This is a genomic window from Acidovorax sp. GW821-FHT09A11 (assembly GCF_059418365.1).
The window spans coordinates 488,801-514,624 of the sequence record NZ_JBWKPS010000001.1 but is presented as its reverse complement, the minus strand read 5'-3'; the positions used below and the strand labels follow the sequence as shown (position 1 = coordinate 514,624).

The 25,824-nt window shown below is 66.4% G+C and carries 21 protein-coding genes; 12 read left to right on the top strand and 9 right to left on the bottom strand.

Translation table 11 applies throughout. The features are described from left to right. Complete coding sequence (locus tag AC07PV_RS02365; protein ID WP_494629267.1) at nt 1–2,808, bottom strand: bifunctional diguanylate cyclase/phosphodiesterase; 2,808 nt, start codon at nt 2,806–2,808, stop codon at nt 1–3. A 251-nt stretch (nt 2,809–3,059) separates the two neighbouring features. Here AC07PV_RS02365 and AC07PV_RS02360 point away from each other — a divergent pair, with 251 nt between their 5' ends. The 3 genes from AC07PV_RS02360 (at nt 3,060) to AC07PV_RS02350 (ending at nt 6,624) form a co-directional block, all read left to right on the top strand. Beyond that, nucleotides 3,060–4,154: a GTP pyrophosphokinase gene (locus AC07PV_RS02360; protein ID WP_218294968.1), complete on the top strand. Its 1,095-nt coding sequence runs from the start codon at nt 3,060–3,062 to the stop codon at nt 4,152–4,154. A 206-nt stretch (nt 4,155–4,360) separates the two neighbouring features. Beyond that, on the top strand, nt 4,361–5,899 hold the full coding sequence (locus AC07PV_RS02355; RefSeq protein WP_494629265.1) for a polyhydroxyalkanoate depolymerase: 1,539 nt from the start codon (nt 4,361–4,363) through the stop codon (nt 5,897–5,899). A 71-nt stretch (nt 5,900–5,970) separates the two neighbouring features. Continuing rightward, nucleotides 5,971–6,624, top strand: a complete 654-nt coding sequence (locus AC07PV_RS02350; protein WP_494629264.1) for an RnfABCDGE type electron transport complex subunit B — start codon at nt 5,971–5,973, stop codon at nt 6,622–6,624. A gap of 68 nt (nt 6,625–6,692) precedes the next feature. On the opposite strand, the gene AC07PV_RS02345 is transcribed toward AC07PV_RS02350, so the two are convergent. Then, the gene (locus AC07PV_RS02345; RefSeq protein WP_218338554.1) at nt 6,693–8,183 is read right to left on the bottom strand and encodes a methyl-accepting chemotaxis protein; all 1,491 of its coding nucleotides are present in this window, start codon (nt 8,181–8,183) and stop codon (nt 6,693–6,695) included. A 168-nt stretch (nt 8,184–8,351) separates the two neighbouring features. On the opposite strand from AC07PV_RS02345, the gene dapC reads away from it, so the two are divergent. The 6 genes from dapC (at nt 8,352) to AC07PV_RS02315 (ending at nt 16,109) form a co-directional block, all read left to right on the top strand. Next, on the top strand, nt 8,352–9,557 hold the full coding sequence (dapC, locus tag AC07PV_RS02340; RefSeq protein ID WP_494629262.1) for a succinyldiaminopimelate transaminase: 1,206 nt from the start codon (nt 8,352–8,354) through the stop codon (nt 9,555–9,557). 16 nt (nt 9,558–9,573) lie between these two features. Further along, complete coding sequence (dapD, locus tag AC07PV_RS02335) at nt 9,574–10,407, top strand: 2,3,4,5-tetrahydropyridine-2,6-dicarboxylate N-succinyltransferase (RefSeq protein ID WP_218294964.1); 834 nt, start codon at nt 9,574–9,576, stop codon at nt 10,405–10,407. Nucleotides 10,408–10,485: 78 nt separating this feature from the next. After that, nucleotides 10,486–11,649, top strand: a complete 1,164-nt coding sequence (locus tag AC07PV_RS02330) for a PilT/PilU family type 4a pilus ATPase (protein ID WP_218294963.1) — start codon at nt 10,486–10,488, stop codon at nt 11,647–11,649. A gap of 156 nt (nt 11,650–11,805) precedes the next feature. After that, nucleotides 11,806–13,011 carry a succinyl-diaminopimelate desuccinylase gene (gene dapE / locus AC07PV_RS02325; protein ID WP_494595646.1) on the top strand — a complete coding sequence of 402 codons (1,206 nt, stop codon included), beginning with the start codon at nt 11,806–11,808 and terminating at the stop codon, nt 13,009–13,011. Further along, complete coding sequence (gene prmB / locus AC07PV_RS02320) at nt 13,008–13,940, top strand: 50S ribosomal protein L3 N(5)-glutamine methyltransferase (protein WP_494595648.1); 933 nt, start codon at nt 13,008–13,010, stop codon at nt 13,938–13,940. Before dapE ends, prmB begins: the two co-directional genes overlap by 4 nt. Before the next feature lie 111 nt (nt 13,941–14,051). Continuing rightward, nucleotides 14,052–16,109: an ABC-F family ATP-binding cassette domain-containing protein gene (locus AC07PV_RS02315; protein WP_494595650.1), complete on the top strand. Its 2,058-nt coding sequence runs from the start codon at nt 14,052–14,054 to the stop codon at nt 16,107–16,109. Nucleotides 16,110–16,599: 490 nt separating this feature from the next. On the opposite strand, the gene phbB is transcribed toward AC07PV_RS02315, so the two are convergent. The 3 genes from phbB to AC07PV_RS02300 form a co-directional block, all read right to left on the bottom strand. Further along, nucleotides 16,600–17,337: an acetoacetyl-CoA reductase gene (gene phbB, locus AC07PV_RS02310; protein ID WP_218294959.1), complete on the bottom strand. Its 738-nt coding sequence runs from the start codon at nt 17,335–17,337 to the stop codon at nt 16,600–16,602. A gap of 302 nt (nt 17,338–17,639) precedes the next feature. Next, entirely contained in the window at nt 17,640–18,818 is a 1,179-nt protein-coding gene (locus AC07PV_RS02305) for an acetyl-CoA C-acetyltransferase (RefSeq protein WP_218294958.1), read from the bottom strand. A gap of 187 nt (nt 18,819–19,005) precedes the next feature. Continuing rightward, on the bottom strand, nt 19,006–20,706 hold the full coding sequence (locus AC07PV_RS02300; protein ID WP_218294957.1) for a PHA/PHB synthase family protein: 1,701 nt from the start codon (nt 20,704–20,706) through the stop codon (nt 19,006–19,008). A 124-nt stretch (nt 20,707–20,830) separates the two neighbouring features. Between AC07PV_RS02300 and AC07PV_RS02295 the strand changes: the two genes are divergently transcribed. Next, on the top strand, nt 20,831–21,166 hold the full coding sequence (locus AC07PV_RS02295; protein WP_494629261.1) for a hypothetical protein: 336 nt from the start codon (nt 20,831–20,833) through the stop codon (nt 21,164–21,166). Here AC07PV_RS02295 and pgeF read toward each other — a convergent pair. From pgeF to AC07PV_RS02280, 3 genes are all read right to left on the bottom strand, one after another. Further along, nucleotides 21,086–21,961, bottom strand: coding sequence for a peptidoglycan editing factor PgeF (gene pgeF, locus AC07PV_RS02290; RefSeq protein WP_494629260.1), 876 nt, complete (start codon nt 21,959–21,961; stop codon nt 21,086–21,088). The genes AC07PV_RS02295 and pgeF overlap by 81 nt on opposite strands. Beyond that, a complete protein-coding gene (maiA, locus tag AC07PV_RS02285; RefSeq protein WP_494629259.1) occupies nt 21,958–22,626 on the bottom strand; it encodes a maleylacetoacetate isomerase in 669 nt (222 codons plus the stop codon). The genes pgeF and maiA overlap by 4 nt, the downstream gene beginning before the upstream one ends. A 110-nt stretch (nt 22,627–22,736) precedes the next feature. Beyond that, nucleotides 22,737–23,192: a MarR family winged helix-turn-helix transcriptional regulator gene (locus AC07PV_RS02280; RefSeq protein WP_218294953.1), complete on the bottom strand. Its 456-nt coding sequence runs from the start codon at nt 23,190–23,192 to the stop codon at nt 22,737–22,739. 141 nt (nt 23,193–23,333) lie between these two features. Here AC07PV_RS02280 and AC07PV_RS02275 point away from each other — a divergent pair, with 141 nt between their 5' ends. Further along, entirely contained in the window at nt 23,334–24,029 is a 696-nt protein-coding gene (locus AC07PV_RS02275; RefSeq protein WP_494629257.1) for a fumarylacetoacetate hydrolase family protein, read from the top strand. 120 nt (nt 24,030–24,149) lie between these two features. Continuing rightward, nucleotides 24,150–24,701, top strand: coding sequence for an NUDIX hydrolase (locus tag AC07PV_RS02270; protein WP_218294951.1), 552 nt, complete (start codon nt 24,150–24,152; stop codon nt 24,699–24,701). Nucleotides 24,702–24,770: 69 nt separating this feature from the next. Here AC07PV_RS02270 and AC07PV_RS02265 read toward each other — a convergent pair whose 3' ends face one another. Continuing rightward, nucleotides 24,771–25,649: a hypothetical protein gene (locus tag AC07PV_RS02265; RefSeq protein WP_492245294.1), complete on the bottom strand. Its 879-nt coding sequence runs from the start codon at nt 25,647–25,649 to the stop codon at nt 24,771–24,773. Nucleotides 25,650–25,824: the final 175 nt, after the last annotated feature.

Sequence of the window (25,824 nt, the reverse complement as noted above, 5' to 3'; positions counted from 1 at the left end):
TCACGCCCGCGGCGCCTGTCTGGCCAGCCAGGTGTCCAGAGGCTCTGGCCTCCCGAACAGATAGCCCTGCAGGCAGTCGCACTGGCTGTCGGCCAGGAAGTCCGCCTGGGCGCGGGTTTCCACGCCCTCCGCCACCACGCGCAGGCGCAGGTGGCGGGCCACGGAAATGATGGACTGCACGATGGCGGTGTCGTCCGGGTCGTCGGGCGTGTCCTGCACGAAGCTCCTGTCGATCTTGAGTTCGTACAGCGGCAGCCGCTTGAGGTAGGCCAGGCTGGAGTAGCCCGTGCCAAAGTCGTCGATGGAAAAGCGCACGCCCAGCCGCACGATCTCGGTCATGCGGGCAATGGTGTCGTCCAGGTTCTCGATGAGAAGGCTTTCCGTGACCTCCAGGATGAGGTTCGCCGGCAGGGCGCCGGTGCGGGCCAGCACATGGCGGATGCGCTCCACGAAATCGTCCTGGCGGAACTGCCGCTGGCTCACGTTGACCGACAGCGACAGGCTGTGCCCCGCCGCCTGCAGGCGCGCCAGGGTTTCGCAGGCCTGCTGGATCATCCAGTCCCCCATGCGCAGGATGAGCCCCGAACTTTCGGCGATGGGGATGAAGCGGCTGGGCGGCACGGCGCCGCGCTCGGGGTGGTCCCAGCGCATCAGCAACTCGCCGCCGACCACCGTCCCGGCCGCATCCACCTGGTTTTGCACGAAAGCGGCCAGCTGCCCTTCCGCGTGGGCCTGCTTGAGGTCCTGCTCCAGGGCCAGGCGCTCCTGCACGTCGGACTGCATCGCAGCCTCGTAAAAGCGGACGCGGTTGCGGCCCAGGTCCTTGGCGCGGTACATGGCCGTGTCGGCCTCGCGCAGCAGGTCCTCCACGCCCTCGTCCCGCTGGGGAAACAGCGTGATGCCGATGCTGCCGGTGCTGCTGTAAAGGTGGGTGTCGATGGTGTAGGGAGCCTCCAGCGCCAGCCGCATCTCCTCGGCCATCTGCAGGGCGGCCCGGCCGGCGGATTCCATGTCGGCGGCCAGGTTGTGCACGAGCACCACGAACTCGTCCCCGCCCAGGCGCGCTACCGTATCCCCGGGGCGCAGCCGCTGCACGAGGCGTTCGGCCACCTGCATCAGCAAGGCATCGCCCAGCGTGTGGCCGCGCGCGTCGTTGATCTGCTTGAAGTTGTCCAGGTCGATGTAGAGCACCGCGCCGACCTGGGCCGCTTTGCGGGCACTGCGCAGCGCCTGTTCCATGCGGTCGAGCAGCATGCGCCGGTTGGGCAGGCCGGTGAGTCCGTCGAAGTAGGCGAGCTGATGGGTGCGCGCCTCGGCCAGCTTGCGTTCGGTGATGTCGCGCGACAATGCGATGAACCGTGGCCCGTCGCCCGGCGCCGCGCTTTCCTTGCGCGCAATGGACAGCTCGAACCAGTGCGTGGTGCCGCCGAGTTCCAGCCGGTACTGCTGGCCGGTGGAATAGCCGGTGCGGTGCGCCTCCTGCAGCGCGGCATGGCAGCCAGCGGCCGCCTCGGGGGGCACCACGTCCGTCACGAGCCGGCCAAGGAACATCTCGGGCGGCAGCGCCAGCAGCTCGGAGCGCGCCGACCGGTAGTGGTGGATGCGGCCGTCCAGCCCCAGTTCAAAGAGCAGGTCGGGAATCGCGTTGAGGGTGCTTTCCAGGTCGTCGCGCGTGGCCCGCAGCGCGGCCGTCATGTCCAGCGCCAGCGCCACCGCCCTCTCGCGCCCCGTGGCCAGCAGCCACGTGAACCACGCCAGCAGCAGGCTCAATGCCGTGCCCATCACGGCCACGGGCAGGTGGCTGTTGTCCTCGTGACGCAGCTCGAACGCGGGCAGTGGCGACATCTGCAAGGTCCAGCGCCGCCCGCCAAACTTCAGCTCCCGGGTGGCCTGAAGCCCTGGGGCTTCCGCGGCGGGGGCCTGCGCCGCGGGCTCGGTGTTGGTGAACAGGCGCGTGCCGGATGCCGTGGGGCCCGGCACCATGCCGTCGAGGATCTGAAACCCGATGTCCGAATCGAACTCCCTGGCCATGCCGCGGACCACATCGGCGATGCGAAAAGTGGCGCTGACCCAGCCCACCAGTCCCGCACGCCGGCCATCGCCAGACCGCATGTCGGCCACGGTATCGTGCAAAGGCAGGTACATCGCCAAGCTTGGCTCGCTGTCCGGGCGAAGCGCCAGCGGGCCGGACAGCGCCAATTCGCCCGTGAGGCGGGCCCTGTCGAGCGCCTCCCTGGCGGCGGGAACCGTCAAGGTGTCGAAACCCAGGGTGTCGAGGTTGCCACCTTCCAGCGGCTCGACATGGGTGATGGGCGCGTAGAGGGGCCGCGCTCCTGCGGGCCGCACGCTGTAGCCCGGAAAACCGCGCGTGCGCATGTCGTGGGTGTGCGCTTCAAGGGCCGAGGCGGGCAACTGCAGGATGAGCGCGATGCCCTGCAGGCCGGGCCGGGTCTCCTGCAGCTGCAGCGCGCCCACATAGGCTTGAAACTCTTCACGGTCAATGCGCTCCGACCCTTCGAAGTACCCCTTGACCCCGCGCAGCACCACCTCGTACGTCGCGAGGCGGTCCGCCAGGTTGTAGGCGATGTGGTCAGCAGCCACCTGGAAATTCTGCTCGCGCTTGGCCCGCGCGCCGCGCTCCTCGCTCTGCCAGTACAAAAAGGTCAACCCCAGCATGAGTGCCGCGACCAGGGGTGGCAGCACCACGGCCAGCCACCGCTGGCTGGCGGCGCCGTCCAGGCGCGAAGCCTCGCGCACGCCATCAGCCGCCGCAGGCGGGCCCCCTGGGGGATGCGGCGGCGGGGTCATGGCTTTCCTGGCCTTGCCGGGAAGGGCGTGGGGGACGGCGGATGGGACAAGGCGTGCGGGTTCCCTTGGACAGGTGGGGACAGATCGGCACCATTATCGGCCCCGGCCCCCCGCGGCAAAGAGGCAGGGGCGTCCCCACGGGCTTTCCGTACATCCTGCATCAGGCTCCGGCGCCGTGGCGGATATGCTTGCATGGACAGGCGCCACGCCAGCCCACCGATCCGAACCCACCCAGAACGCAGAGACACGGCATGCCATCCCTTGATTTCGACCTGGAGGAATCCCATTTCCGCGCGTTCTACGCGCAGCAGTCCGCCGCGCTGGAGGCGGCCTGCGCAGCCCTCACGGGCATGGTCGCGGCCGTGGTCACGCGTGCGGGAGGCGTGGACATCGCCAAGGTGGAAGGCCGGGTGAAGGAGGTGGATGAATGCATCCGCAAGTTCGTGCGCAAATATCGTCCGTCGCTGGAAGAAAGCAACACGGCCTACGAGATCCAGGGCTACATCACGGACCTGGTCGGCGTGCGCGTGGTGTGCCTCTATGAGGATGAACTGGAGAAGATCGCCCAGATCGTGCGTTCGCACTTCGCGGTGATCGATGTCACGGACAAGGTGACGGCGGTGGAAAGCACCGAGGCATCGTTTGGCTACAAGGGCCTGCACCTGGACCTCAAGCTGAGCACCGCCGAACGCGGCTTGCCCGAGCACGCGGCCTACGCCCACCTGCCCTTCGAGCTGCAAGTGCGCACCATCATCCAGGACTCCTGGAGCGTGCTGGACCACCGGATCAAGTACAAGAAGTCCATTCCCGGCCAGCTCAAGCGGCGCATCAATGTGCTGTCTGCCCTGTTCGAGCTGGCCGACCGCGAGTTCCGCCAGATCCGCGATGCCACGGCCGCGGAACTGCTCCAGGCGCCCGACGAGACGGAAGAACCCCTCGCCGATGCCGCACCCGACGACAGCAACCCGCAGGCTCCCAGCAAGGCGCCGGCGCCCAGCAGCGAGCTCAACGCGTTCACCTTCCTCAAGATCGCGACGCACTTCTTCAAGGACTTCGAGTTCGAGCCGTCCAAGGTGGACGGTTTCGTGGATGACATCCAGGTCTGGTCTCCCGGCATGACACGGGCACGCTTCAACGCGCTGATGCGCGAGACCGTGGGCGTGGTCAAGCGCTACAAGCAGCATTTTGAAGAGCAGAACCCCCAGGCGAGCTTCAACCCCTACACCGTGATCCGGCACTGCCTGTACCTGAGTAACAAGGCGGCGTTCCGCCCGGCATTGCGCAACTCGGCGCGCGAATCCTTTGAAGCGTGGCTGCAGGAGCACGCGGAGCCCAGGCCGCAATAGTCTGCGAAAGGCATTCCACGGCCTCTCTCATTACCTTCTTTGCTATTGGGTTTGTAGCAAGGCGGGCTTGGGGCATCCGGCAGGAGCGGGACGTGCCCTGGACACCCCCGGACTGTCGCATAGGTGACTGGTCATTGGTGGTTTTCCTCCATGCGCTTGTTACCAAGTGCTGCTATATTGCACTGCAACAAAACGGAGTTTCGCCCATGCTGTATCACATCTACGAAACCCAGCGCTCGCTGATGGAGCCATTTACCGATTTCGCACAGGCCGCTGCCAAGCTGTTCAGCAACCCCATGTCGCCGTTCAGCGAAAGCCCGTTGGCGCAGCGCATGTCCGCAGGCTACGAACTGCTGTACCGCCTGGGCAAGGACTACGAAAAGCCGGCGTTCGAGATCCACTCCGTGGATGTGGATGGCGTGGGCGTGGCGGTGCATGAACGCATCGAGATGGACAAGCCGTTCTGCGAGCTGCGCCGCTTCAAGCGGTTCTCGGACGACCCCGCGACCCTGACCAAGCTCAAGGCCCAGCCCGTGGTGCTGATCGTGGCTCCCTTGTCGGGCCACTACGCCACCTTGCTGCGCGACACCGTGCGCACCATGCTCAAGGACCACAAGGTCTACATCACCGACTGGAAGAATGCCCGCCTGGTGCCCCTGGCCGATGGCGAATTCCACCTCGACGACTATGTAAACTACGTGCAGGAATTCATCCGCCACCTGCAGGGCGTCTATGGCAATTGCCATGTGATCAGCGTCTGCCAGCCCACGGTGCCGGTGCTGGCTGCCGTGTCGCTGATGGCCAGCCGGGGTGAAACCACGCCGCTGAGCATGACCATGATGGGGGGGCCGATCGACGCCCGCAAGTCGCCCACGGCCGTCAACAACCTGGCAACGAACCGCAGCTTCGAATGGTTCGAGAACAACGTGATCTACCGCGTGCCAGAGAACTTCCCCGGCGCGGGGCGGCGTGTGTACCCCGGCTTCTTGCAGTACACCGGCTTCGTGGCCATGAATCCTGACCGCCACGCCAGCAGCCACTACGATTACTTCAAGGACCTGATCAAGGGCGACGACGCCAGCGTCGAGGCCCACCGCAAGTTCTACGACGAATACAACGCCGTGCTCGACATGGACGCGGACTACTACCTGGAAACCATCCAGACCGTGTTCCAGGACTACAAGCTGGTGAACGGCACCTGGGACGTACGCTCCCCCGAAGGCAAGATCGAGCGCGTGCGCCCGCAGGACATCAAGACCACCGCGCTGTTCACCGTCGAGGGCGAACTCGACGATATTTCAGGTTCGGGGCAGACCGAGGCCGCGCATGACCTGTGCAGCGGCATCGTGCGCAAGGAGCAGCGCCACCTGGAAGCCAAGGGTGCAGGCCATTACGGCATCTTCAGCGGCCGGCGCTGGCGCGAAGTGGTGTACCCGCAGGTGCGCGCCTTCATCCTCCAGCATGAACAGCCCCAGAAAAAGGCCGCGGTACCCGTGACGGAAACCCCGGACGACAACCCCCCCAGCCTGGCGCCAAAAAAGGTCGCGGCCCCCAAGGCAGCCGCCAGGACGGCTGTGAAAGCCGCGGCGCCCGTGGTCACCCGCTGGGTGGCCCCCGCTGGCACCCGCACCAAGCCCACGGGAGCGGCGGCGCCCGCCGAGGCAGACCCGGTCGCGGCGGCCAAGGCGACCGTCAGCGCCGCAACGCCATCCCGCACCCGCCGCAGCGCGGCCCGCAAGGCTTGAGCGTACCGCCGCACATTCCCAGCCCTCCCCCCGCAGCACCGTCAGCGCTTGCGGTGCGGATTGACGCGGCATTGCCCCAGACGCAATGCACGCGCTGCGGCTACCCGGATTGCGCGGCATACGCCCACGCCATTGCGGAGCATGGCGTCCCCATCAACCAGTGCCCTCCCGGCGGGGCCGAGGGCATTGCCCGCCTCGCCGCCATCACCGGGCAGCCGGTCTTGCCGCTGAGCGCCGAGCATGGCACGGAGGCCCCGCGCGCCGTGGTTTTCATCGACGAAGCGTGGTGCATAGGCTGCACGCTGTGCATCAAGGCCTGCCCGACCGACGCCATCGTGGGTACCCACAAGAAAATGCACACGGTCATTGAGCCTTACTGCACTGGCTGCGAACTGTGCGTGCCTGTGTGTCCGGTGGATTGCATCCACATGGAAAACATCAGCGGTGCCGCCACTGGCTGGTCCGCCTGGTCCGCGCCGCTGGCCCAGCAGGCACGCCAGCGCTATCAGGCACACCGCGAACGCCTGCCCCTGGAGGCGGTGGTGGAAGACAAGGATTTTCCCGAGATCAACGGGGCTGCCATGCCCACCATAGCCTCGGCAGACCACAATCCGTCCACCTCTCTCATCCGAGGCGAAGATGACAAGGCCCAGGCACTGCGCCAGGCCGCCATTGCCGCCGCGCTGGAACGTGCCCGCCAGCGGCGCGCCCAAAACCCGCGCTAGACGCACAAGGCAGTGAGGAGGCCTCCGCCCTTCCTTCTGCCTTCTGCACAGAAGCCCGCCAGGTGTGCTCAGCGCGCCGCCAGCGCCTTGTACACCCCACACCCCACATACAGATCTCCCACGCGGCTGACATAGGACATCTTTGTCTGCACCGCGCCGGTGGAGGGGTTGGTGATGTTGTACTCCACCCAGCCTGGGGCATGGTCGGCCTGGCCGACGATATCGCTCACGAGGCGGTCCCCCGCGATGCCTGGAATGTCCTGTACGCGTGTGCCCACCTTGGCGGTGTTGCCACCAAAGGCAAGATAGGTGCCGGCGGTATCCAGCACGAACACATACATGTCCCGGTCGTGGTATGGCTGGCTCTTGTCGGTAATGCTGCGCAGGAACTGGTCGCGCGAAGTGCTCTTGTGCAATGCCACTGCCCTGCTCACCAGCGCCACGGCCTCCTCGGCGGTGCCCTGCTGCAGGCGAAATGCCGACACCGCGCGCGACAACGTGGATGCCCGGCTCTCCAGGGCTTCGGCCTGTTGCACGGCATGGCCCACCATCTGGGCGTTGTGCTGGGTGATCTGGTCCAGCTGCTGCACCGCAGCACTGACCTCGCGCAGGCCCGTGCTCTGCTCGGTGCTCGACCCGGAGATCTCGGACATGCTGGCCGCCACGCTGCGAATACCTCCCGCCATGTCGGAGATGCCCTCCCCGGCCGAACGGATCAGGCCCGCGCTGGTCTCGACCTGGCTGACCGAGGCGCCGATCAGCTCGCGGATTTCGTGCGCCGCATCGCTGGACCGCTTGGCCAGCGTGCGCACCTCCGCGGCCACCACGGCAAACCCGCGGCCCTGCTCGCCCGCCCGTGCGGCCTCGACGGCGGCGTTCAGGGCCAGGATGTTGGTCTGAAATGCAATGCTGTCGATGACGCCGATGATTTCGGTCATGCGCCGCGCCCCTTGCTGGATGGCTTCGACCGATTGAACGGCACGTGCCATGGCTTGCGCGCCCGCATCGGCCGCGCTGCGCACCTGGGCGGCCCGCGCATCGGCACTCTGGGCCGTCTGCGCGTTGTTCTGCACGGCGGACGACAACTGTTCCACGCTGGCCGCTGTCTGTTCCAGATTGGCCGCCTGCTGCTCGGTGCGGTCGGCCAAGGACCGGTTGCCCTCGGCCAGGCTCTGGCCCGCATGGGCCACCAGCGCCGCGTTGCTGCGGATGTCGGCCACCATGGAGGAGAGCGTGATCACCATGCGGTCGAGCGACTTCGCCATCTCTGCGACCTCATCGTGCCCATGGTCGCCGCGGGCCTGTGCGCGCAGATCCCCGCCCTGGGTCAGCTCGATGGTCCGCGCCAGCCCGGCGAGGTCGCTCGAGAGGCTGATGTAGAGCGCCAGCAGGGCATAGGCCACCACTCCGGCACCCAGCGCGAACAGCCACCAGGGCGATCCCCATGCCGCGATGGCGAGCGCGGCCGCCACCAGGAAACCCAGCGAGAGCAGTTTGCCAGGCAGATGCCACCTGCGCATCCACCAAAGTCCCGGACGCAGCGGTAGGAATCCTGACATCATGTCTCCTCTTGTCGTTCTTGCAACTGGCGCGAATCCTAGGGGCCGGCACTTACGGCGGATTGACAGACCGGGTGCAGGGGGCCTGCCGGGGCGCCGCCCACCCGGGCCCGCAGCCCGCGCATGCTGCGGCAATGGACCGGGCCCCATCGCCCATAATGGCGCCCCATGAATCCCCTGCTTTCCTATCTCCAGCCCTACCCTTTCGAGCGGCTGCGGCAGCTATTCGCGGGGGTGGCTCCCCCGGCAGCCTACAGTCCCATCAGCCTGGGCATGGGCGAGCCACGCCATCCTACACCGCAGTTCATCAAAGATGCACTTAGTAACAACCTCAGTGGGCTGGCGAGCTACCCGGCCACGGCGGGGGAGCCGGCTCTGCGCGAGGCCTTCACCCGATGGCTGAATCAGCGGTATGCGATCACCCTGGACCCCGCGACCCAGGTCCTGCCCGTGAACGGTTCGCGGGAAGCGCTTTTCTCGTTTGCGCAGACCGTCATCGACCCTTCACAGGGCCAGCCGCTGGTGGTCTGCCCCAATCCGTTCTATCAGATCTACGAAGGCGCCGCGCTGCTGGCGGGCGCCACCCCCTACTACGCGGCCAGCGATCCGGCGCGCAACTTCGCGGTGGATTGGGACGCCGTGCCGGAAACGGTGTGGCAGCGGACCCAGCTGCTTTTCGTGTGCTCCCCCGGCAACCCCACCGGCGCGGTCATGCCGCTCGGCGAATGGAAGAAGCTCTTTGAACTGAGCGACCGCTATGGTTTTGTCATTGCCTCGGACGAGTGCTACAGCGAGATCTACTTCCGGGACGAACCTCCATTGGGCGGCCTGCAAGCCGCAGACCAGCTGGGCCGCAGCGGCTACAGGAACCTCATTTCCTTCACCAGCCTCTCCAAGCGCAGCAACGTGCCCGGCATGCGCAGCGGCTTCGTGGCGGGTGACGCGGCCCTCATCAAGGCGTTCCTGCTGTACCGCACCTACCATGGCAGCGCCATGAGCCCCATCGTGCAGGCGGCCAGCATTGCCGCCTGGGGCGATGAACAGCACGTGGTGGAGAACCGCGCGCGCTACCGCAAGAAATTCGCCCAGGTCACGCCCTTGCTCGCCGGCGTCATGGAAGTCGCCCTGCCGGATGCCGGCTTCTACCTTTGGGCCAAGGTGCCCGAAGCCCTGGGCATGGACGACGCCGAGTTCGCGCGCGCCCTCTTGGCTCAATACAATGTCACCGTGCTCCCCGGCAGCTACCTGGCCCGCGAGGCCCAGGGCAGCAACCCCGGCGCCCAGCGCGTGCGCATGGCCCTGGTGGCCGAAACCGAAGAATGCGTGGAAGCCGCGCTGCGCATCGTGCAATTCATCCAATCCCGTACTGCCTGATCTGATCGACAACGACATGACCCAACAACTCCAAACCCTCATCGACAACGCCTGGGACAACCGCGCCAGCCTCTCGCCCTCCGCCGCCCCCAAGGAAATCCAGGACGCTGTCGAGCACGTGATCGCCGAGTTGAACAACGGCAAGCTGCGCGTGGCCACGCGCGAAGGCGTGGGCCAGTGGACCGTGCACCAGTGGATCAAGAAGGCCGTGCTGCTGTCGTTCCGCCTCAAGGACAACGAAGTGGTCAAGGCCGGCGACCTGGGCTTCTACGACAAGGTGCAGACGAAATTCGCCCACCTCTCCGAAGAAGAGATGAAAGCCACCGGCGTGCGCGTGGTGCCTCCCGCCGTGGCGCGCCGCGGCAGCTTCATCGCCAAGGGCGCGATCCTGATGCCGTCGTACGTGAACATCGGCGCCTACGTGGGCGAAGGCACCATGGTCGACACCTGGGCCACCGTGGGCTCGTGCGCGCAGATCGGCGCCAACGTGCATCTGTCGGGCGGCGTGGGCATCGGCGGCGTGCTGGAGCCGCTGCAGGCCGGCCCCACCATCATCGAAGACAACTGCTTCATCGGCGCGCGCTCCGAAGTCGTCGAAGGCGTGGTGGTGGAAGAAAACTCGGTGCTGGGCATGGGCGTGTACCTGGGCCAGAGCACCCCCATCTTCAACCGCGCCACGGGCGAGATCAGCTATGGCCGCGTGCCCTCTGGCTCGGTGGTGGTCAGCGGCAACCTGCCCAAGACGGCCGCCAACGGCGCGCCCTACAGCATGTACGCCGCCATCATCGTCAAGCAGGTGGACGCGCAGACGCGCTCCAAGACCAGCATCAACGACCTGCTGCGCGACTGATCGCGGCTGACCGGCCCCGCACCTGACCGGCACGATCAGCGCCACCCCAGACAAAGACGACAAACAGAGGGACACACCATGAGCACGATGGAACGGATTCTTCGCCTGATGGCCGAGAAAAAAGCCTCCGACGTCTATTTGTCGGCCAATGCGCCGGCGCTGATCAAGATCAACGGCGAGTGCGTGCCGATCAACAACCAGATCCTGCCGCCGGATGCTCCGCGCAACCTGCTCTCCGAAGTGGTCCCTCCGGACCGCATCGAAGAGCTGGAAGAAACCGGCGAACTCAACATGGGCGTGCCACTCAGCGGCGTGGGGCGTTTTCGCGTCAGCGCCATGCGCCAGCGGGGCAGCTATGCGGTGGTGATCCGCTTCATCTCGCAGCAGATCCCGGAATTCAGTTCCCTGGGCCTGCCTCCCGTGCTGCGCGAGCTGATCATGGAAAAGCGCGGGCTCATCCTGGTGGTGGGCGCCACGGGCTCGGGCAAGAGCACCACGCTCGCTTCCATGATCGACACCCGCAACGAAGCGCTGACCGGCCACATCCTCACCATCGAGGATCCGGTCGAGTACCAGTTCAAGAACAAGAAATCCATCGTCAACCAGCGCGAGATCGGCAGCGACACGCAGTCGCTGCAGACGGCCCTGAAGAACGCGCTGCGCCAGGCGCCCGACGTGATCCTGATCGGGGAAATCCGCGACCGCGAAACCATGTCCGCCGCCATTGCGTATGCGCAATCGGGCCACCTTTGCCTGGCCACGCTGCACGGCAACAACAGCTACCACGCGCTCAACCGGATCCTGTCGTTCTACCCCGTGGAAGTGCGCCCCACCATGCTGGGCGACCTGGCTTCCGCGCTCAAGGCCGTGGTGTCGCAGCGCCTGGTCCGCAAATCGGACGGCGGCCGCGTCCCCGCGGTGGAAGTGATGCTCAATTCCAAGCTGGTGTCCGAGCTGGTGGAGAAAGGCGATTTCTCCGGCGTGAAGGAAGCGATGGAGAAATCCATGGCGGAAGGTTCGCAGACCTTTGAGGAAGCGCTGGCGCACCTGATCATGGAATCCAAGATCGACCGCAAGGAAGGCCTGGCGTACGCGGATTCCCCCACCAACCTCATGTGGCGCCTGCAGAACGACTTCTCCCTGGCGGCCAATGCGGCCAAGGCCCAGAAAGAAGCGCGGGATACCCCGGACGACCAGCCTTCGTTCACCGAGATCGTTTTGGACGTTAAACCGGCTGCATGATCCCTCCTGAGTCGCCTTCGGCGCACTGCCCCCGGGGTGACGGCGCCCTGGCTGCGGCGCGTGCCCGGAGCCACACGCCCGGGCCGCGCCGGTGCATGACGCGGCGTCTGGGACAATCGACTATTTAAACGCCCCCTGTCTTACCCACCCCTTCCCATGTCCCGCACACTGCATCTGGCCGAACAGCTCATCGCCCTGCCCTCCATCACCCCCGAGGACGCGGGCTGCCTTGACGTGCTGGCGGCCCGCCTGGCCGCGCTGGGATTCGTGTGCGAACGGCTGGACAGCGGCCCGGCGGATTTCCGCGTCAGCAATTTGTGGGCAAAACGGGCTGCAGCCCAGTCTGGAAAAGCGCCATCAGCTATTAAAACAATAGTATTCGCAGGCCACACCGATGTGGTGCCCACGGGGCCGCTGGCGCAGTGGAGCAGCGATCCCTTCGTCCCCACCCACCGTGGCGGCAAGCTCTACGGCCGGGGCGCCAGCGACATGAAGACTTCCATCGCCGCGTTCGTCGTGGCGGTCGAGGAATTCCTGGCGCACACGCCAGAGCCCCTGGTCCAGCTCGCCTTCCTGCTCACCAGCGATGAGGAAGGCCCGTCGGTGGACGGCACCAAGGTCGTGGTCGAGCAGCTCAAGGCGCGCGGCGAGCAACTGGACTACTGCATCGTCGGCGAGCCCACGTCGGTCGAACGCACCGGCGACATGATCAAGAACGGCCGGCGCGGCACGCTCAGCGGCAAGCTCACCGTGCGGGGCATCCAGGGCCACATCGCCTACCCGCAACTGGCGCGCAACCCCATCCACCAGGCGCTGCCTGCCCTGGCCGAACTGGCCTCGACGGTGTGGGACCAGGGCAATGCCTTCTTCCCGCCCACCAGCTGGCAGATCAGCAACATGCATGGCGGTACGGGCGCCACCAACATCATCCCGGGGGACGTGGTGGTGGACTTCAATTTCCGCTTCTCCACCGAATCCACGGCGGAAGGCCTCAAGCAGCGCGTGCACTCCGTGCTCGACCGCCACGGGCTGGAGTACGACCTGCGCTGGACGCTGGGCGGACAGCCTTTTCTCACCACGCCGGGTGAACTGGTGGACGCCGTGCAACAGGCCATCGCGGCGGAGACCGGCCTCACGACCGAGCTCTCCACCACGGGTGGCACCAGCGATGGCCGCTTCATCGCGCAGGTCTGCCCCCAGGTGATCGAACTGGGCCCGCCCAACGCCAGCATCCACAAGATCGACGAACACGTGGTGGTGGCCGACATCGAGCCGCTCAAGAATATCTACCGCCGCACACTGGAAAACCTGCATGCGCAGGCGCTGGCAGCCCCCAAGGCCGCCCCGGCGGTGCGTGCATGAGCACGGCGGCACCCCACGCAATGGCGGGCACCACGGTCGGCGCGCTCGTCGAATCGGGTAGCCGGCAACTGGCCGAAGCTGGCGTTTCCTTTGGCCATGGCACCACGAACGCCCACGATGAAGCCGCCTGGCTCGTGCTGTGGCGCCTGGGCCTGCCGCTGGACAGCGACCTGTCGGACGCGCCCGATTCCCTGAGAAACCAGTCTGTCGCACCCGAGCAGGTCGCCCTGGTGGCCACCCTTTTCGAAGAACGCGTCCGCACGCGCAAGCCCGCCGCCTACCTTACGCAGGAGGCCTGGCTCCAGGGCGTGCCGTTCTATGTGGACGAACGCGCCATCGTCCCGCGCAGCTTCATCGCCGAGCTGCTTGTCGACGGCGGCGCGGACGAGTACCTGAGCGACCACACCCACCGGGTGCTGGACCTGTGCACGGGCAACGGCAGCCTGGCCGTGCTGGCCGCCATGGCCTGGCCCGAGGTGTTGGTGACGGGTGCCGACATCTCGCCCGACGCCCTGGCCGTGGCCCGGATCAACGTGGACAAGCACGGCCTGCAGGACCGCATCCAGCTGCAGCTCTCCGACGGCCTTCAGGCCCTTCCCGGCCCATGGGACCTGATCCTGTGCAACCCGCCCTACGTGAATGCGGCCAGCATGGCCACCTTGCCCGCCGAGTACCGCGCCGAGCCCGCACTCGCCCTGGCCGGCGGCAGTGATGGCATGGACTTCGTACGCCAGCTGTTTGCTGTCGCGCCCGCCTGCATGAGCGAGGATGCCGTGATCATTCTGGAGATCGGCAACGAGCGCGCCTACTTTGAAGCAGCCTTCCCCCAGTTGCCCGTGTTCTGGCTCGATACCAGCGCTGGCGAAGACCAGGTTTTGCTGGTGACCCGGCGGGCCCTGGCCGCCCAATCCCGTCTCGCGGCACAATAGAGGGTTGCGCGCCGCTGCCGCTTGCATCGGCTGCACCGATTGCAGCAGCGCTGGCCCCCTGCTTTTTCATGCCACCCGCCCAGCGCGGGTGCGCCTTTTTGTGAACTCCGGATGATCACCCTCAAGAACGTTACCTTGCGACGCGGCGCCAAAGTCGTGCTCGACAGCGTTTCCGCCACCATCAACCCCGGCGAGAACGTCGGACTCGTGGGCCGCAACGGCGCGGGCAAGTCCAGCCTGTTCGCGCTGCTCAGCGGCAAGCTCCATGAAGACGGTGGAGACTTCCACATCCCCGCGAGCTGGCGCATGGCCGAAGTCGCGCAGAACATGCCCGAGACGGACCAGTCCGCGACCGAGTTCGTGCTGGAAGGCGATACGCGGCTGGCCGAGGTCCAGCAGCAGCTGGTGGAGGCCGAGGCCAGCGACGACGGCATGGCCATTGCCCATGCGTATTCCGACCTGCACGACGCCGGCGCACACGACGCCGTGGCGCGCGCCCAGGCGCTGATCCTGGGCCTGGGCTTTCGCGTGAGCGAGCTGGAGCAGCCGGTCAACAGCTTTTCGGGCGGCTGGCGCATGCGCCTGCAGCTGGCGCGGGCCCTGATGTGCCCCAGCGACCTGCTGCTGCTGGACGAGCCCACCAACCACTTGGACCTGGACGCGCTGGTCTGGCTGGAAGCCTGGCTCAAGCGCTATGCGGGCACCATGATCGTGATCAGCCACGACCGGGAGTTCCTCGACGCCATCACCAACGTCACCCTGCAGATCCAGCAAGGCGAGTTGAACCGCTACGGCGGCAACTACAGCAAGTTCGAGGAATTGCGCGCCCAGCAACTCGAACTGCAACAGGCCAGCTTTGCCAAGCAGCAGGAGAAGATGGCCCACCTGCAGAAGTTCATCGACCGCTTCAAGGCAAAGGCCAGCAAGGCCAAGCAGGCGCAAAGCCGCGTCAAGCAACTCGAACGCATGGAGAAGATCGGGCCAGTGCTGGCCGAAGCGGACTTCACGTTCGAGTTCAAGGAGCCGGCCAACCTGCCCAATCCGATGCTGGCGATCAGCGACGCATCGTTCGGCTATGTGGATGACGAGGGCGCGGCCACCACCATTCTCAGGGGCGTGAACCGCTCGGTGCTGGCGGGCCAGCGCATCGGCATCCTGGGCGCCAACGGCCAGGGCAAATCCACCCTCGTCAAGACCATCGCCCGCACCATGAAACCCCTGGGCGGCAGCGTGACCGAGGGCAAGGGACTGAACATCGGCTACTTCGCCCAGCAGGAACTGGACGTGCTGCGCCCCGCGGAGAACCCGCTGGAGCACATGATCCGCCTGGCCAAGGAGCTGGGGCCCGATATCAAGCAACCGAGCCGCGAACAGGACCTGCGCAGCTACCTGGGCACGTTCAACTTCACAGGCGACATGGTCAAGCAGGCCGTGGGCACCATGAGCGGCGGCGAAAAGGCGCGGCTGGTGCTGGCGATGATCGTCTGGCAGCGCCCCAATCTGCTGCTGCTGGACGAGCCCACCAATCACCTCGACCTGGCAACCCGCGAAGCCCTGGCCATGGCGCTCAACGACTTCGATGGCACGGTCATGCTGGTCAGCCACGACCGTGCGCTGCTGCGCTCGGTCTGCGAGGACTTCTGGATGGTGGGCCGGGGCGTCGTGGGGCCTTTTGACGGCGATCTGGACGACTACCAGCGCTACCTGCTCGAGGAATCCAAACGCCTGCGCGAGGAGGCCCGCCTGGCCGAGCAGGCGCAGACATCCTCAGCGGCGAGCCAGGCACCACCCCCAGCCTCCGTGGCACCTTCGCCAGCGGTGGCACATCCCGCCCCCGCGACCGCCCCGGCCCCCACACCGGCCGCCGCCCCCACCCCTTCGCGCGATGGACGGGAGCAGCGCAAGCTCGATGCCCAGGTGCGTCAGCAGCAGGCGGAAAAAACCCGGCCCCTGAAAAAGGAGCTGGAACAAATCGACAAGCGCCTGGCCGCCCTGTCCACCGAGCGGGCCGCGTTGGAGCACAAGCTCACCCAGGCCCTTGCGCCGGCGGAGATCGCCGAGTGTGGCCGCAACCTCAAGGCAGGGAACGACGAGACAGCCAGGCTGGAGGAGCGTTGGCTGGAAATTTCTTCGGCCCTGGAAGAAATGTCGGCGTCGGCAGCGGGTTGAAAATGTAAATCCATGTAAGCCAAAAGACTCTATTTTTTGGCATTGGCGCATATCTGGAAAGCATTTAGTGCTTCATTTTTGATAGCGATTTACATTGTAAACAGACGGGCACTGGCGGTTGCATTTTTTTGCGAAACGCTGTCAACGGACTGTGGATTGGCTGCGTTGTTGGTACATCACAGGAGTTTTCAGCATGAATACCACCGCAATCTTGTCCGCCTGGCCCGAAGACGAACGCGACCGCAAGCGCGCTCCCGCCCGCCTCTGAAGGCGCCGCAGCCAGCGTTTCCCGCCCGAAGGCCCTCAAATGCCAGCCACCACCATGAAGCACGAACCATACCAACGTGTGGGCCATGCTTGCACCGGGTGGCGCATTTCATAGCCCCATCGAGGCAAGACGCCCGGCAGTCCTTCCCTCTTGCTCCTCCCCAACAAAAAACCCCGCACTGCGGGGTTTTTGTTCTTTGCGGCAAACAGCGGGCCCAGGCCATCAGCCCATGTGCAAGCCGCCATTGACCGAGAAGTCAGCCCCGGTGGCATAGCCCCCTTCTTCCGATGCCAGCCAGGCAATGATCGATGCGATTTCGCTGGGTTCGCCCAGGCGCTTGACGGGAACGGTCGCCACGATCTTTTCGAGCACGTCAGGGCGGATCGCCTTGACCATGTCCGTGCCGATGTAGCCAGGGCTCACGGTGTTGACCGTCACGCCCTTGGTGGCCAGTTCCTGCGCAAGGGCCATTGAAAACCCATGCATGCCCGCCTTGGCGGCCGAATAGTTCGTCTGGCCTGCCTGGCCCTTCTCGCCATTGACCGAGCTGATGTTGATGATGCGGCCCCAGCCCTTTTCCACCATGTCGGCCACCACCTGCTTGGTGACGTTGAACATGCTGTTCAGGTTGGTCTCGATCACCGCATCCCAGTCTTCGCGCGACATCTTGAGGAACATGCGGTCGCGCGTGATGCCCGCGTTGTTCACCAGCACGTCGATGTTGCCGTGTTCCGCCTTGGTCTTGCCAAAGGCCTCGACCGTGGAATCCCAATCGCCCACATTGCCCACTGACGCATGGAAGGTGTAGCCCAGGGCCTTTTGCTCACCCAGCCACTTGGCATGGTCGCGGGTCGGTCCGCAACCCGCAATGACCTTGAAGCCCTCCTTGTGCAGGCGCTGGCAAATGGCGGTTCCGATGCCGCCCATGCCGCCGGTGACGTATGCAACTTTCTGGCTCATGTGATTTCTCCTTGTTGATTGGTGATGCCTTCAGCGTCCACTCTACCCAAGAAATCGGACACTGCCGTGAAGGAAAACACTGAAGCCCTTTCCTTTTTGACAGATTGGCCTGCACCGCGGCCAGGACGCCCTGAATTCGGCGCGCGCTGCCACGCCTTGATACAAAAAAGGTCCACGGCCATACCGGCATGCGGACCGCAGCCTGACTAGCGTCCGGAAATAAAAAAAGCCGCGCGAACGCGGCCTCGGCCCGGGATCGGTGGAGGTTGCGCCGCATGGACTGCCGCGCCCCCCCTGGCGCCTCAGCGCTCCACCGCGAGCGATACGCCCATGCCTCCGCCAATGCACAGCGCGGCGAGCCCCTTCTTGGCGTCGCGGCGCTGCATTTCATGCAGCAGCGTCACGAGGATGCGGCAGCCGGACGCGCCGATGGGGTGGCCGATGGCGATGGCGCCGCCGTTCACATTGACCTTGGCCGGATCGATGGCCAGCTCCTTGTTCACGGCACAGGCCTGGGCGGCAAAGGCTTCGTTGAGTTCGAACAGGTCCACATCCGCGGCACTCCAGCCCGCGCGCTGCAGCGCCTTGCGCGATGCAGGCACAGGGCCCATGCCCATGGTGGCGGGGTCCAGACCGCTGGTGCCGAAGGCCGCGATGCGTGCCAGGGGCTTGAGACCCAGTGCGGCGGCCTTCTTGGCGCTCATCACGACCACGGCGGCCGCGCCGTCATTGAGACCCGAGGCATTCCCCGCCGTCACGCTCCCTGCCTTGTCGAACGCGGGGCGCAGGCCGGCCAGCGCTTCGGCATTGGTCTTGCGGTTGAGGTATTCGTCGGCATTGAAGACGATGGGGTCGCCTTTCTTCTGCGGCAGGCTCACGCCCACGATTTCGTCAGCGAACCTGCCGGCATCCTGCGCGGCAGCGGCCTTTTGCTGGCTCGCCAGCGCCAGGGCGTCCTGCATGTCGCGGGTGATGCCGTACTGCTTGGCCACGTTCTCGGCCGTGATGCCCATGTGGTACTGGTTGTAGACGTCCCACAGGCCATCGACGATCATCGAGTCGACCATCTTCCAGTCGCCCATGCGCTGGCCGTCGCGCGAACCGTTGAGCACGTGGGGCGACAGGCTCATGCTCTCCTGCCCGCCGGCCACGACGATCTCGCTGTCGCCCCATGCCACGGCCTGCGCCGCCAGCATCACGGCCTTGAGGCCCGAGCCGCACACGGCGTTGATGGTGAGCGCGGGGGTCTCCTTGGCCACACCGGCCTTCATGGAGGCCTGGCGCGCCGGGTTCTGGCCCACGCCCGCGGTCAGCACCTGGCCCATGATGACTTCACCAATCTGGTCGGACGAGAGGCCCGCGCGCGCGATGGCTTCGCGTATCACGATGGCGCCCAACTCGGTCGCGGGCGTCTTGGCCAGTGCGCCACCAAACTTGCCCACGGCGGTGCGGGCGGCCGAAACGATGACGATGTCTTCCATGGAATGTCCTTGTGGTTGGGGGTTGTTGCTTGGTAATTCTCGCAGCGCCGCGGATCAGTGCTTTTGCGTATCCGCCGGTGCCGGCGCTGCCCCGGCGCGGGGCGCCAGACAGGTGCCGCAATGCGGGGCGGCGCCGCCGTCCCTGATCGGCAATGCACGCCAGAGGCGACCCAGGGGCTTGCGCATGTCACGCCTTCTGCTTGACGTAGCTGCCCGGTGCCGGCTCGGTAGCCCTGAATTTCGTGCCCTTGCCGTAGGCCTTGGGGGCCGCGATCTGCTTGCCGGCATGGCCCTTGAGCCATCCGGACCAATCGGTCCACCAGCTGCCGGGGTGTTCGGTCGCGCCCTCCAGCCACGAGTCCAGCGTGGCGGGCAGCTTGCCGTCCGCGCGGATCCAGTGGCTGCGCTTGCCTTTGGCGGGGGGGTTGATGACGCCGGCGATGTGGCCCGAGGCCCCCATCACGAAGCGCTTCTTGCCAGGCAGCACCTGGGTGGATGCATAGGCGGCGTTGATGGGCACGATGTGGTCTTCGCGCGAGCCGTAGATGTACACCGGCAGCGTGAGGTTTCCAAGGTCCATCTTCTCGCCGCACACGGTGAGCCTGCCGGGCTTGACCAGGTTGTTCTCCAGGTAGAAATTGCGCAGGTACCACGCGTAGAACGGCCCGGGCAGGTTGGTGCTGTCGCTGTTCCAGTACAGGAGATCGAACGGCGGCGGCGTCTCGCCCTTGAGGTAGTTGCCCACCACGTAGTTCCACACCAGGTCGTTGGGACGCAGGAAGCTGAAGGTCGATGCCAGGTCCTGCCCCTTCATCAGCCCGCCCTGCCCCATCTGCATCTCGCGGAACTTCACGAACGCCTCGTCGATGAACACATCCAGAATGCCGGTGTCCGTGAAGTCGATCAGGGTGGTGAGGAACGTGGCGCTGGCCACGGGCTCGTCGCCCCGCGCCGCCAGCACGGCCAGCGCATTGCTCAGGATGGTGCCGCCCACGCAGAAGCCCAGCGCGTTGATCTGTTCGGCGCCGGTGATGTTCCGCACCACGTCGATGGCCGCCATCGCGCCATCTTCCACATAGTCGTCCCAGGTCTTGTGGGCCAGGGCATCGCCGGGGTTGCGCCAGCTCACGACAAAGGTGCGATGGCCTTGTTCGACGGCGTAGCGGATCAGCGAATTCTCGGGCTGCAGGTCGAGGATGTAGAACTTGTTGATGCACGGCGGCACCAGCAGGAAGGGGCGCTCATAGACCTTGGCGGTGAGTGGTTTGTATTCGAGCAGCTGGAACAGCTCGTTCTCATACACCACGGCGCCCTCGGTGGTGGCCACGTTGCGGCCCACCTCGAACAGGCTTTCGTCGGTCATCGACACATGGCCCTGTGTGATGTCGTGCAGCAGGTTCTGCATGCCCTTGGCAATGCTCTCGCCCTTGGTTTCGATGGCCTTCTTCTGCGCCTCGGCGTTGAAGGCCAGGAAGTTGCTCGGCGCCATGGCGGCCATCCATTGCTCCACGCCGAAACGGATGCGGGCCTTGGTCTTTTCGTCGGACTCCACCGCCTCGGCCAGGCCCATCAGGGTGCGCGCATTGAGCAGGTAGGCGGCGGCCGAGAAGGCCGCGACGGGGTTGCTGGCCCAGCCCTCGCCGGCGAAGCGGCGGTCCTTGACCTCGGGCGCGCCCTGCAGGCCCTGCGCCCACAGTTCCTGCGCTTCCTTCAGGTACTGCTGCTGCAGCGCCTGCAGCTTGCTGGGTGAAAACTTCAGAGGGGGGGTGGCGGGTACCTGCGTACCAAGGTCCAGCTTCTGGAACGACTGCAGTGCCTGTGACCAGCTTTGCCCGAAAATCTGCTGGAACTGCTGGGCGCTCTCGGCCCATGGTGATTCAGAATTCATGCTCTTTCCTCAGTGATTGGTCGCTCGCAGCGGCAGGGCTTCTTGTTTTTTGTGTCTCGGGTTCATTGTTGCCGACCCACTTCAGCATGGCAACGGATTCAACGCTTGCAGCGAACATAAACCAATGTACCTCATCGTCATCGCCTGGACCTACGTCACCCTCATGATGGCGGTGGCCGAAGCCACCAGCCCCACCGGGACGCTGCTGGGCGCCGTGATCACGTTCGCGCTGTATGGGCTGCTGCCCATGGGCATTCTGGTGTACATCCTGGGCACGCCTTCGCGCAAGCGCACGATCAAGGCGCGTGAAGCCGCGGAGCAGGCCGCCCACGATGCCGAGCAGGCCGCGGCGGCCCGCGAGGCTGGCGGCCCCGGTTCCTCAGCCGCGCCAGATGCAGGCAGCGAAGCGCCCGCTGCCGCCCAGGGCGGCGCTGTCGCGCCGGTGGGAAAAGAACCTTGATGCGTTCGTGACGGTGCACCATGGCGGTGTTCCGTCATTGCCGTGGACATGGGTGATTCCGAGCGCCTGCAACCGCCGCCGCGCGAGGCCCGCCAGATCGCACAGGTACTTGCCGCTGGCGTGGCCGCTGGGCGCGAAGCAATCCTGCAAGGCCGGGGCAGTGTCGCAAAAAGCCGCCCGCACCTCGGGACCCACCTCGAACGCCTGCGGGCCGATGCAGGGCCCCAGCCAGGCCAGCGTGTCCTGGGCCACCCCTTGCAAGGGCAGGATTGCTTCAATTTTTATAGCGTCGTGCGCTTGATCCGCCTGGGCCAGCGCGACAAATCGCTTGAAAACCGATTCCAGCACCCCCTGCCCGCCCACCCCCGCGAGCCCGCGCCATCCCGCATGGGCCGCCGCCACGGCCCGGCCTGAGCGGTGGGCGAACAGCACCGGCAGGCAGTCGGCCACCATGATGGTGCAGGCGACCGCGGGAACCGCCGCCACGCAGGCGTCGGCCTCGATGCCGTCGGGCGTGCCGCCGTCGAGCTGCACCACGCCATCGCCATGCACCTGGCTCAGAAACACGGGCCGCGTGCCCGCTGTCACTCCTTCGAGGGCGGACTGAAGCCGAAGGCGGTTAGCGCGGACAGCGGCGGGGTCGTCCCCCACATGCGTGCCCAGGTTCAGGCTGTCATACGGGGGCAGGCTCACGCCACCCGTGCGGGTGGTGCACAGCGCATGCACGCCAGGCGGCAAGGGCCAGTCCGGCACCAGCCAGTCGGTGGCCTGCGGGGAGTGCGTGCGAAGGGTCAAGCTTCGTTGTCCGGACAGGCGGAAGGCTGGGCCTTCTGGAATGCGGGCAGCGCCATGCAGGCGTCGAACGCGTCCATCGTGAGCGGCAGGCCGCCCAGGTCGACCTTGAAACGCTGGGCGTTGAAGATCTGCGGCACCAGGCAGCAGTCGGCCAGCGTGGGGGTGCCGCCCCAGCACAGCACCGAGGGCGCCAGCCCCTGGGCCGCGCGCTCCTGCGAGAGCAGCACCAGCTGCCGCTCGAAGGCCTCGAGCCCGTTGCGCAGCCAGTGGTGGTACCACGCGTTCTTGGCGGCTTCATCCACCTTCAGCTCCCGCACCAGGTACTTGAGCACGCGCAGGTTGTTGATCGGGTGGATCTCGCACGCCACCATCTGCGCCAGCGCCCGCACGCGCGCCCGGTCCAGGGCCGTGGCGGGCATCAGGGCGGGTGTGGGATGGGTCTCGTCCAGGTATTCGATGATGGCCATCGATTGCGACAATGCCTCCCCGCCATCGGTCACCAGCGTGGGCACCAGGGCATCGGCGGCGAGGGCCGCGTAGGCAGGCTGCTGGTGCTCGCCCTTCACGAGGTGCACGGGAATGTAGTCGTAGGCCAGGCCCTTGATCTGCAGCGCGATGCGGACGCGAAACGAGGCCGAGGAGCGGAAGTAGTTGTACAGCTGCATGGGGATGGGGATGGGGATTGCTTCGATGGATAGGTGGGCGTGCGTGCCGTGGAGAGCGGCGGTTGTACGGTGCGTCCCGCAAGCCCTGCCACGGCCCGGCGGGGCCGGCGTCATGCGCCCGAGGCGCCGGCCGGGTCCTGGTGGTTGTAGACGACCTTGGTGAGCAGCACCATCAGGTCGCCGCGCTCCTGCGCGTTGAGGGGCGCCATCAGACGCTCCTGCACGCGCTGGGCGGCATCGCGCATCTGCAGGGCCGCCACTTCGCCTTCCGGGGTGATCCACAGCAGCTTGCGGCGGCGGTCGCGGGTGTCGGGTTCGCGGCGAATCCAGCCGCGCTTTTCCAGGCGCCCGATCACCGACCCCGAGGTGGCCGCGTCGAACGCCACGCGGGATGCCAAGGTGACCTGGTCTTCCCCGGGCCGGGCCAGTAGTTCATGCAGGATGGCGAACTGCACGGGCGTCACGTCAAACCCCGCTGTCTCCTCCATGAAAAGCGCCACGGTACGCTGGTGGGCACGGCGCACCAGGTGGCCTGGCGTGTTGTGGAAATCGAAGCTCTTTGCCATGGGCGCGAGTGTAGCGTCCCACAGCAAGACGCCCGCACCCATGGCACACTGCCACACTTCGGCCCGGCCCGCAGGGCAACCCGCCCGCACGCCAGGCCCGCACCCGTTCCATCGCACCCAGAGACAAGAAGAAAGGCAGACATGAGCTACGTGTTTTCTCCCGCACCGTTGGCCAGCGTACCCGTGGCCGGCAGCGCCGACCGGTTCCCCGTGCACCGCATCTACTGCGTGGGCCGCAACTACGAAGAACACGCCAAGGAAATGGGCTTCACCGGCCGCGAGCCGCCGTTTTTCTTCATGAAGCCGGCCGATGCCATCGTGGTGGTGAATGCGGGCGAGACGGGCCAGTTGCCCTACCCCAGCCTCACGGCCAACCTGCACCATGAGATCGAACTGGTCGTGGCCATTAGCAAGGGCGGGAAGAACATCCAGGCCGCCGATGCGCTCACCCACATCTACGGCTACGCCGTGGGCCTGGACATGACGCGCCGCGACCTGCAGAACGACATGAAGAAACAGGGCCGCCCCTGGTGCATCGGCAAGGGCTTCGACGCGAGCGCGCCCATCGGCCCCATCACGCCCGCCGCGCAGGCCGGTGACGTGGAGAAGGCCGGCATCTGGCTGCAGGTCAACGGCGCGGACCGCCAGCGCAGCACCGTGGCCCAGCTCATCTGGAACATCGCCGAGACCATCGAGCACCTGTCGGCCGCATGGGAGCTGCAGCCCGGCGACCTGATCTACACCGGCACGCCCGAAGGCGTGGGCGCCGTGGTGCGCGGCGACGTGCTCGAGGGCGGCGTGGACGGCCTGGGCACGCTGCGGCTGAGCGTGGTGTGACGCCCCGCGGCCTGGGCCACCTGGCGCACAGGCCCCGGCGCGCAGCCAAAAGCTATCTTTTTCATAGCTGCCAGCGCTGATGGAACAAGCGCCAGCAGCCTATTTGAATCAAAACCCCCGATGACCTTCCGCAGCCCCATCAAACACTGCCGCGCCTGTGGCACCGCCGTGGTCTACCGCCTGCCGGACGACGGCGACACCAAGCAGCGCGCGGTGTGCCCCACCTGCAGCACGGTGCACTACGAGAACCCGCTCAACGTGGTGGGCACCGTGCCGACCCTGCCCGATGGACGCGTACTGCTGTGCAAACGCAACATCGAACCGCGCTGGGGCAAGTGGACGCTGCCGGCGGGCTTCATGGAACTGGACGAAACCACGGCCCAGGGCGCTGCGCGCGAGACGGACGAGGAAGCCGGCGCACAGATCGAGATGGGCCCGCTGTTCAGCCTGCTCAATGTGCGCCGTGTGGGGCAGGTGCACCTGTTCTACAGGGCCCACCTGCTCAGCGACCAGTTCAACCCCGGGTATGAAACCATCGAGGCGCGGCTCTTCACCGAAGACGAGGTGCCCTGGGACGAGATCGCCTTCCGTACCGTCAAGGAAACGCTGGAAGCGTTTTTTGCCGACCGCAAGGCGGGCAGCTTCGGGCTGCACTGCATCGATATCGAGTAGCGCCCGGCCCCTGGACGGCCCAGTCCGGGGGGTACGTGCCCCCGGTCCACCGGGTGTTCCGGCCCTGCCTCAGTGGAGAAACAGGTTCCAGGGTGCAGGAACGGTGGTGAGGATGGAGCGGCCGCTGAAGCCCGCCTGCGCCGGCTGAACCACCGACGCATTCACCACGCCCGCGTTGCCGCCGTTTCCGCCGCTGGCCCCGCCGCCCCCTCCAGCAAGGGACGATCCCCCCGAGAAATCGTCCAGACCCATCGCGCCGCCATTGACCAGCAGCGATCCCGTGACCACGGGCGTGGAGGACGCCACCAGGTGGATGATGCCGCCCCCACCACCACCTCCCGCGCCCGCGCCCACCGCGTTGCCAAGGTTGCCGTTGAAGCCATTTCCGCCATGCCCGCCATTGGCCAACAGTGCGCCCGCCACCGTGATGTCGCCGCCGGCCGCGATGACGATCACGCCTCCTGCCCCGCCACCGGCCCCGGCGGCGTCCGCGCCCGGGGTCATGGCGTTCTGCCCGTTGCCGCCATTGGCCTTGATCACGCCCGATGCGGTGACGGTCACATTGCCCCCGGCAAGGATCACAAGTGATCCGCCCCCGCCTCCACCCGTGTCCTGCGCGTTCGGCCGGCTACCCGCCCCACCCGCGGCGGCTGGCGGTTTCAAGAGCCGCGCGGCAGAGAGTGCTGGCAGTCCGATACCGCCTTGGGGTGTCCCGGGTGACGACAGCGCAATACCGGGGTGTGGCGTGACATTGCTGGCCCCTTGCGACCCTTCAAGGACGGTGATGGAGCCGGAAATGGTCACGTCGCCGGTCGCGCGCAGCACGGTCCCGCTGGGAAGCGTCAGCGCTCCCGCGATGTCGATCGTGGAAAACTGCATGTGGTGCCGTCCGCCAAGGCTGTTGAACCCTGCTGTCGTGGACAGGTCGATGGTCGAGGCGATCGACACGGTATAGGCCCCCGCGGAGCCATCACCATACGCCGCGACGGAGCCTGCGGGCCCTTGGGGCCCCGCGGGCCCCTGCGCACCTGCAGGCCCTTGCAGCCCCGTGGCGCCCGCTGGGCCCACGGGGCCGGTGGCACCCTCAGGACCGGCCGCGCCTGCAGGGCCCACCGCTCCCGGG

Coding starts and splice junctions, on each gene's coding strand:
- dapE (WP_494595646.1), top strand. CDS start 11,806: ATGTCCCGCACACTGCATCTGGCCGAACAGCTCATCGCCCTGCCCTCC.
- dapD (WP_218294964.1), top strand. CDS start 9,574: ATGACCCAACAACTCCAAACCCTCATCGACAACGCCTGGGACAACCGC.
- AC07PV_RS02355 (WP_494629265.1), top strand. CDS start 4,361: ATGCTGTATCACATCTACGAAACCCAGCGCTCGCTGATGGAGCCATTT.
- AC07PV_RS02300 (WP_218294957.1), bottom strand. CDS start 20,706: ATGAATTCTGAATCACCATGGGCCGAGAGCGCCCAGCAGTTCCAGCAG.
- AC07PV_RS02280 (WP_218294953.1), bottom strand. CDS start 23,192: ATGGCAAAGAGCTTCGATTTCCACAACACGCCAGGCCACCTGGTGCGC.
- dapC (WP_494629262.1), top strand. CDS start 8,352: ATGAATCCCCTGCTTTCCTATCTCCAGCCCTACCCTTTCGAGCGGCTG.
- AC07PV_RS02295 (WP_494629261.1), top strand. CDS start 20,831: ATGTACCTCATCGTCATCGCCTGGACCTACGTCACCCTCATGATGGCG.
- maiA (WP_494629259.1), bottom strand. CDS start 22,626: ATGCAGCTGTACAACTACTTCCGCTCCTCGGCCTCGTTTCGCGTCCGC.
- AC07PV_RS02305 (WP_218294958.1), bottom strand. CDS start 18,818: ATGGAAGACATCGTCATCGTTTCGGCCGCCCGCACCGCCGTGGGCAAG.
- AC07PV_RS02360 (WP_218294968.1), top strand. CDS start 3,060: ATGCCATCCCTTGATTTCGACCTGGAGGAATCCCATTTCCGCGCGTTC.
- AC07PV_RS02315 (WP_494595650.1), top strand. CDS start 14,052: ATGATCACCCTCAAGAACGTTACCTTGCGACGCGGCGCCAAAGTCGTG.
- prmB (WP_494595648.1), top strand. CDS start 13,008: ATGAGCACGGCGGCACCCCACGCAATGGCGGGCACCACGGTCGGCGCG.
- AC07PV_RS02330 (WP_218294963.1), top strand. CDS start 10,486: ATGAGCACGATGGAACGGATTCTTCGCCTGATGGCCGAGAAAAAAGCC.
- phbB (WP_218294959.1), bottom strand. CDS start 17,337: ATGAGCCAGAAAGTTGCATACGTCACCGGCGGCATGGGCGGCATCGGA.
- AC07PV_RS02270 (WP_218294951.1), top strand. CDS start 24,150: ATGACCTTCCGCAGCCCCATCAAACACTGCCGCGCCTGTGGCACCGCC.
- AC07PV_RS02345 (WP_218338554.1), bottom strand. CDS start 8,183: ATGTCAGGATTCCTACCGCTGCGTCCGGGACTTTGGTGGATGCGCAGG.
- AC07PV_RS02275 (WP_494629257.1), top strand. CDS start 23,334: ATGAGCTACGTGTTTTCTCCCGCACCGTTGGCCAGCGTACCCGTGGCC.
- AC07PV_RS02365 (WP_494629267.1), bottom strand. CDS start 2,808: ATGACCCCGCCGCCGCATCCCCCAGGGGGCCCGCCTGCGGCGGCTGAT.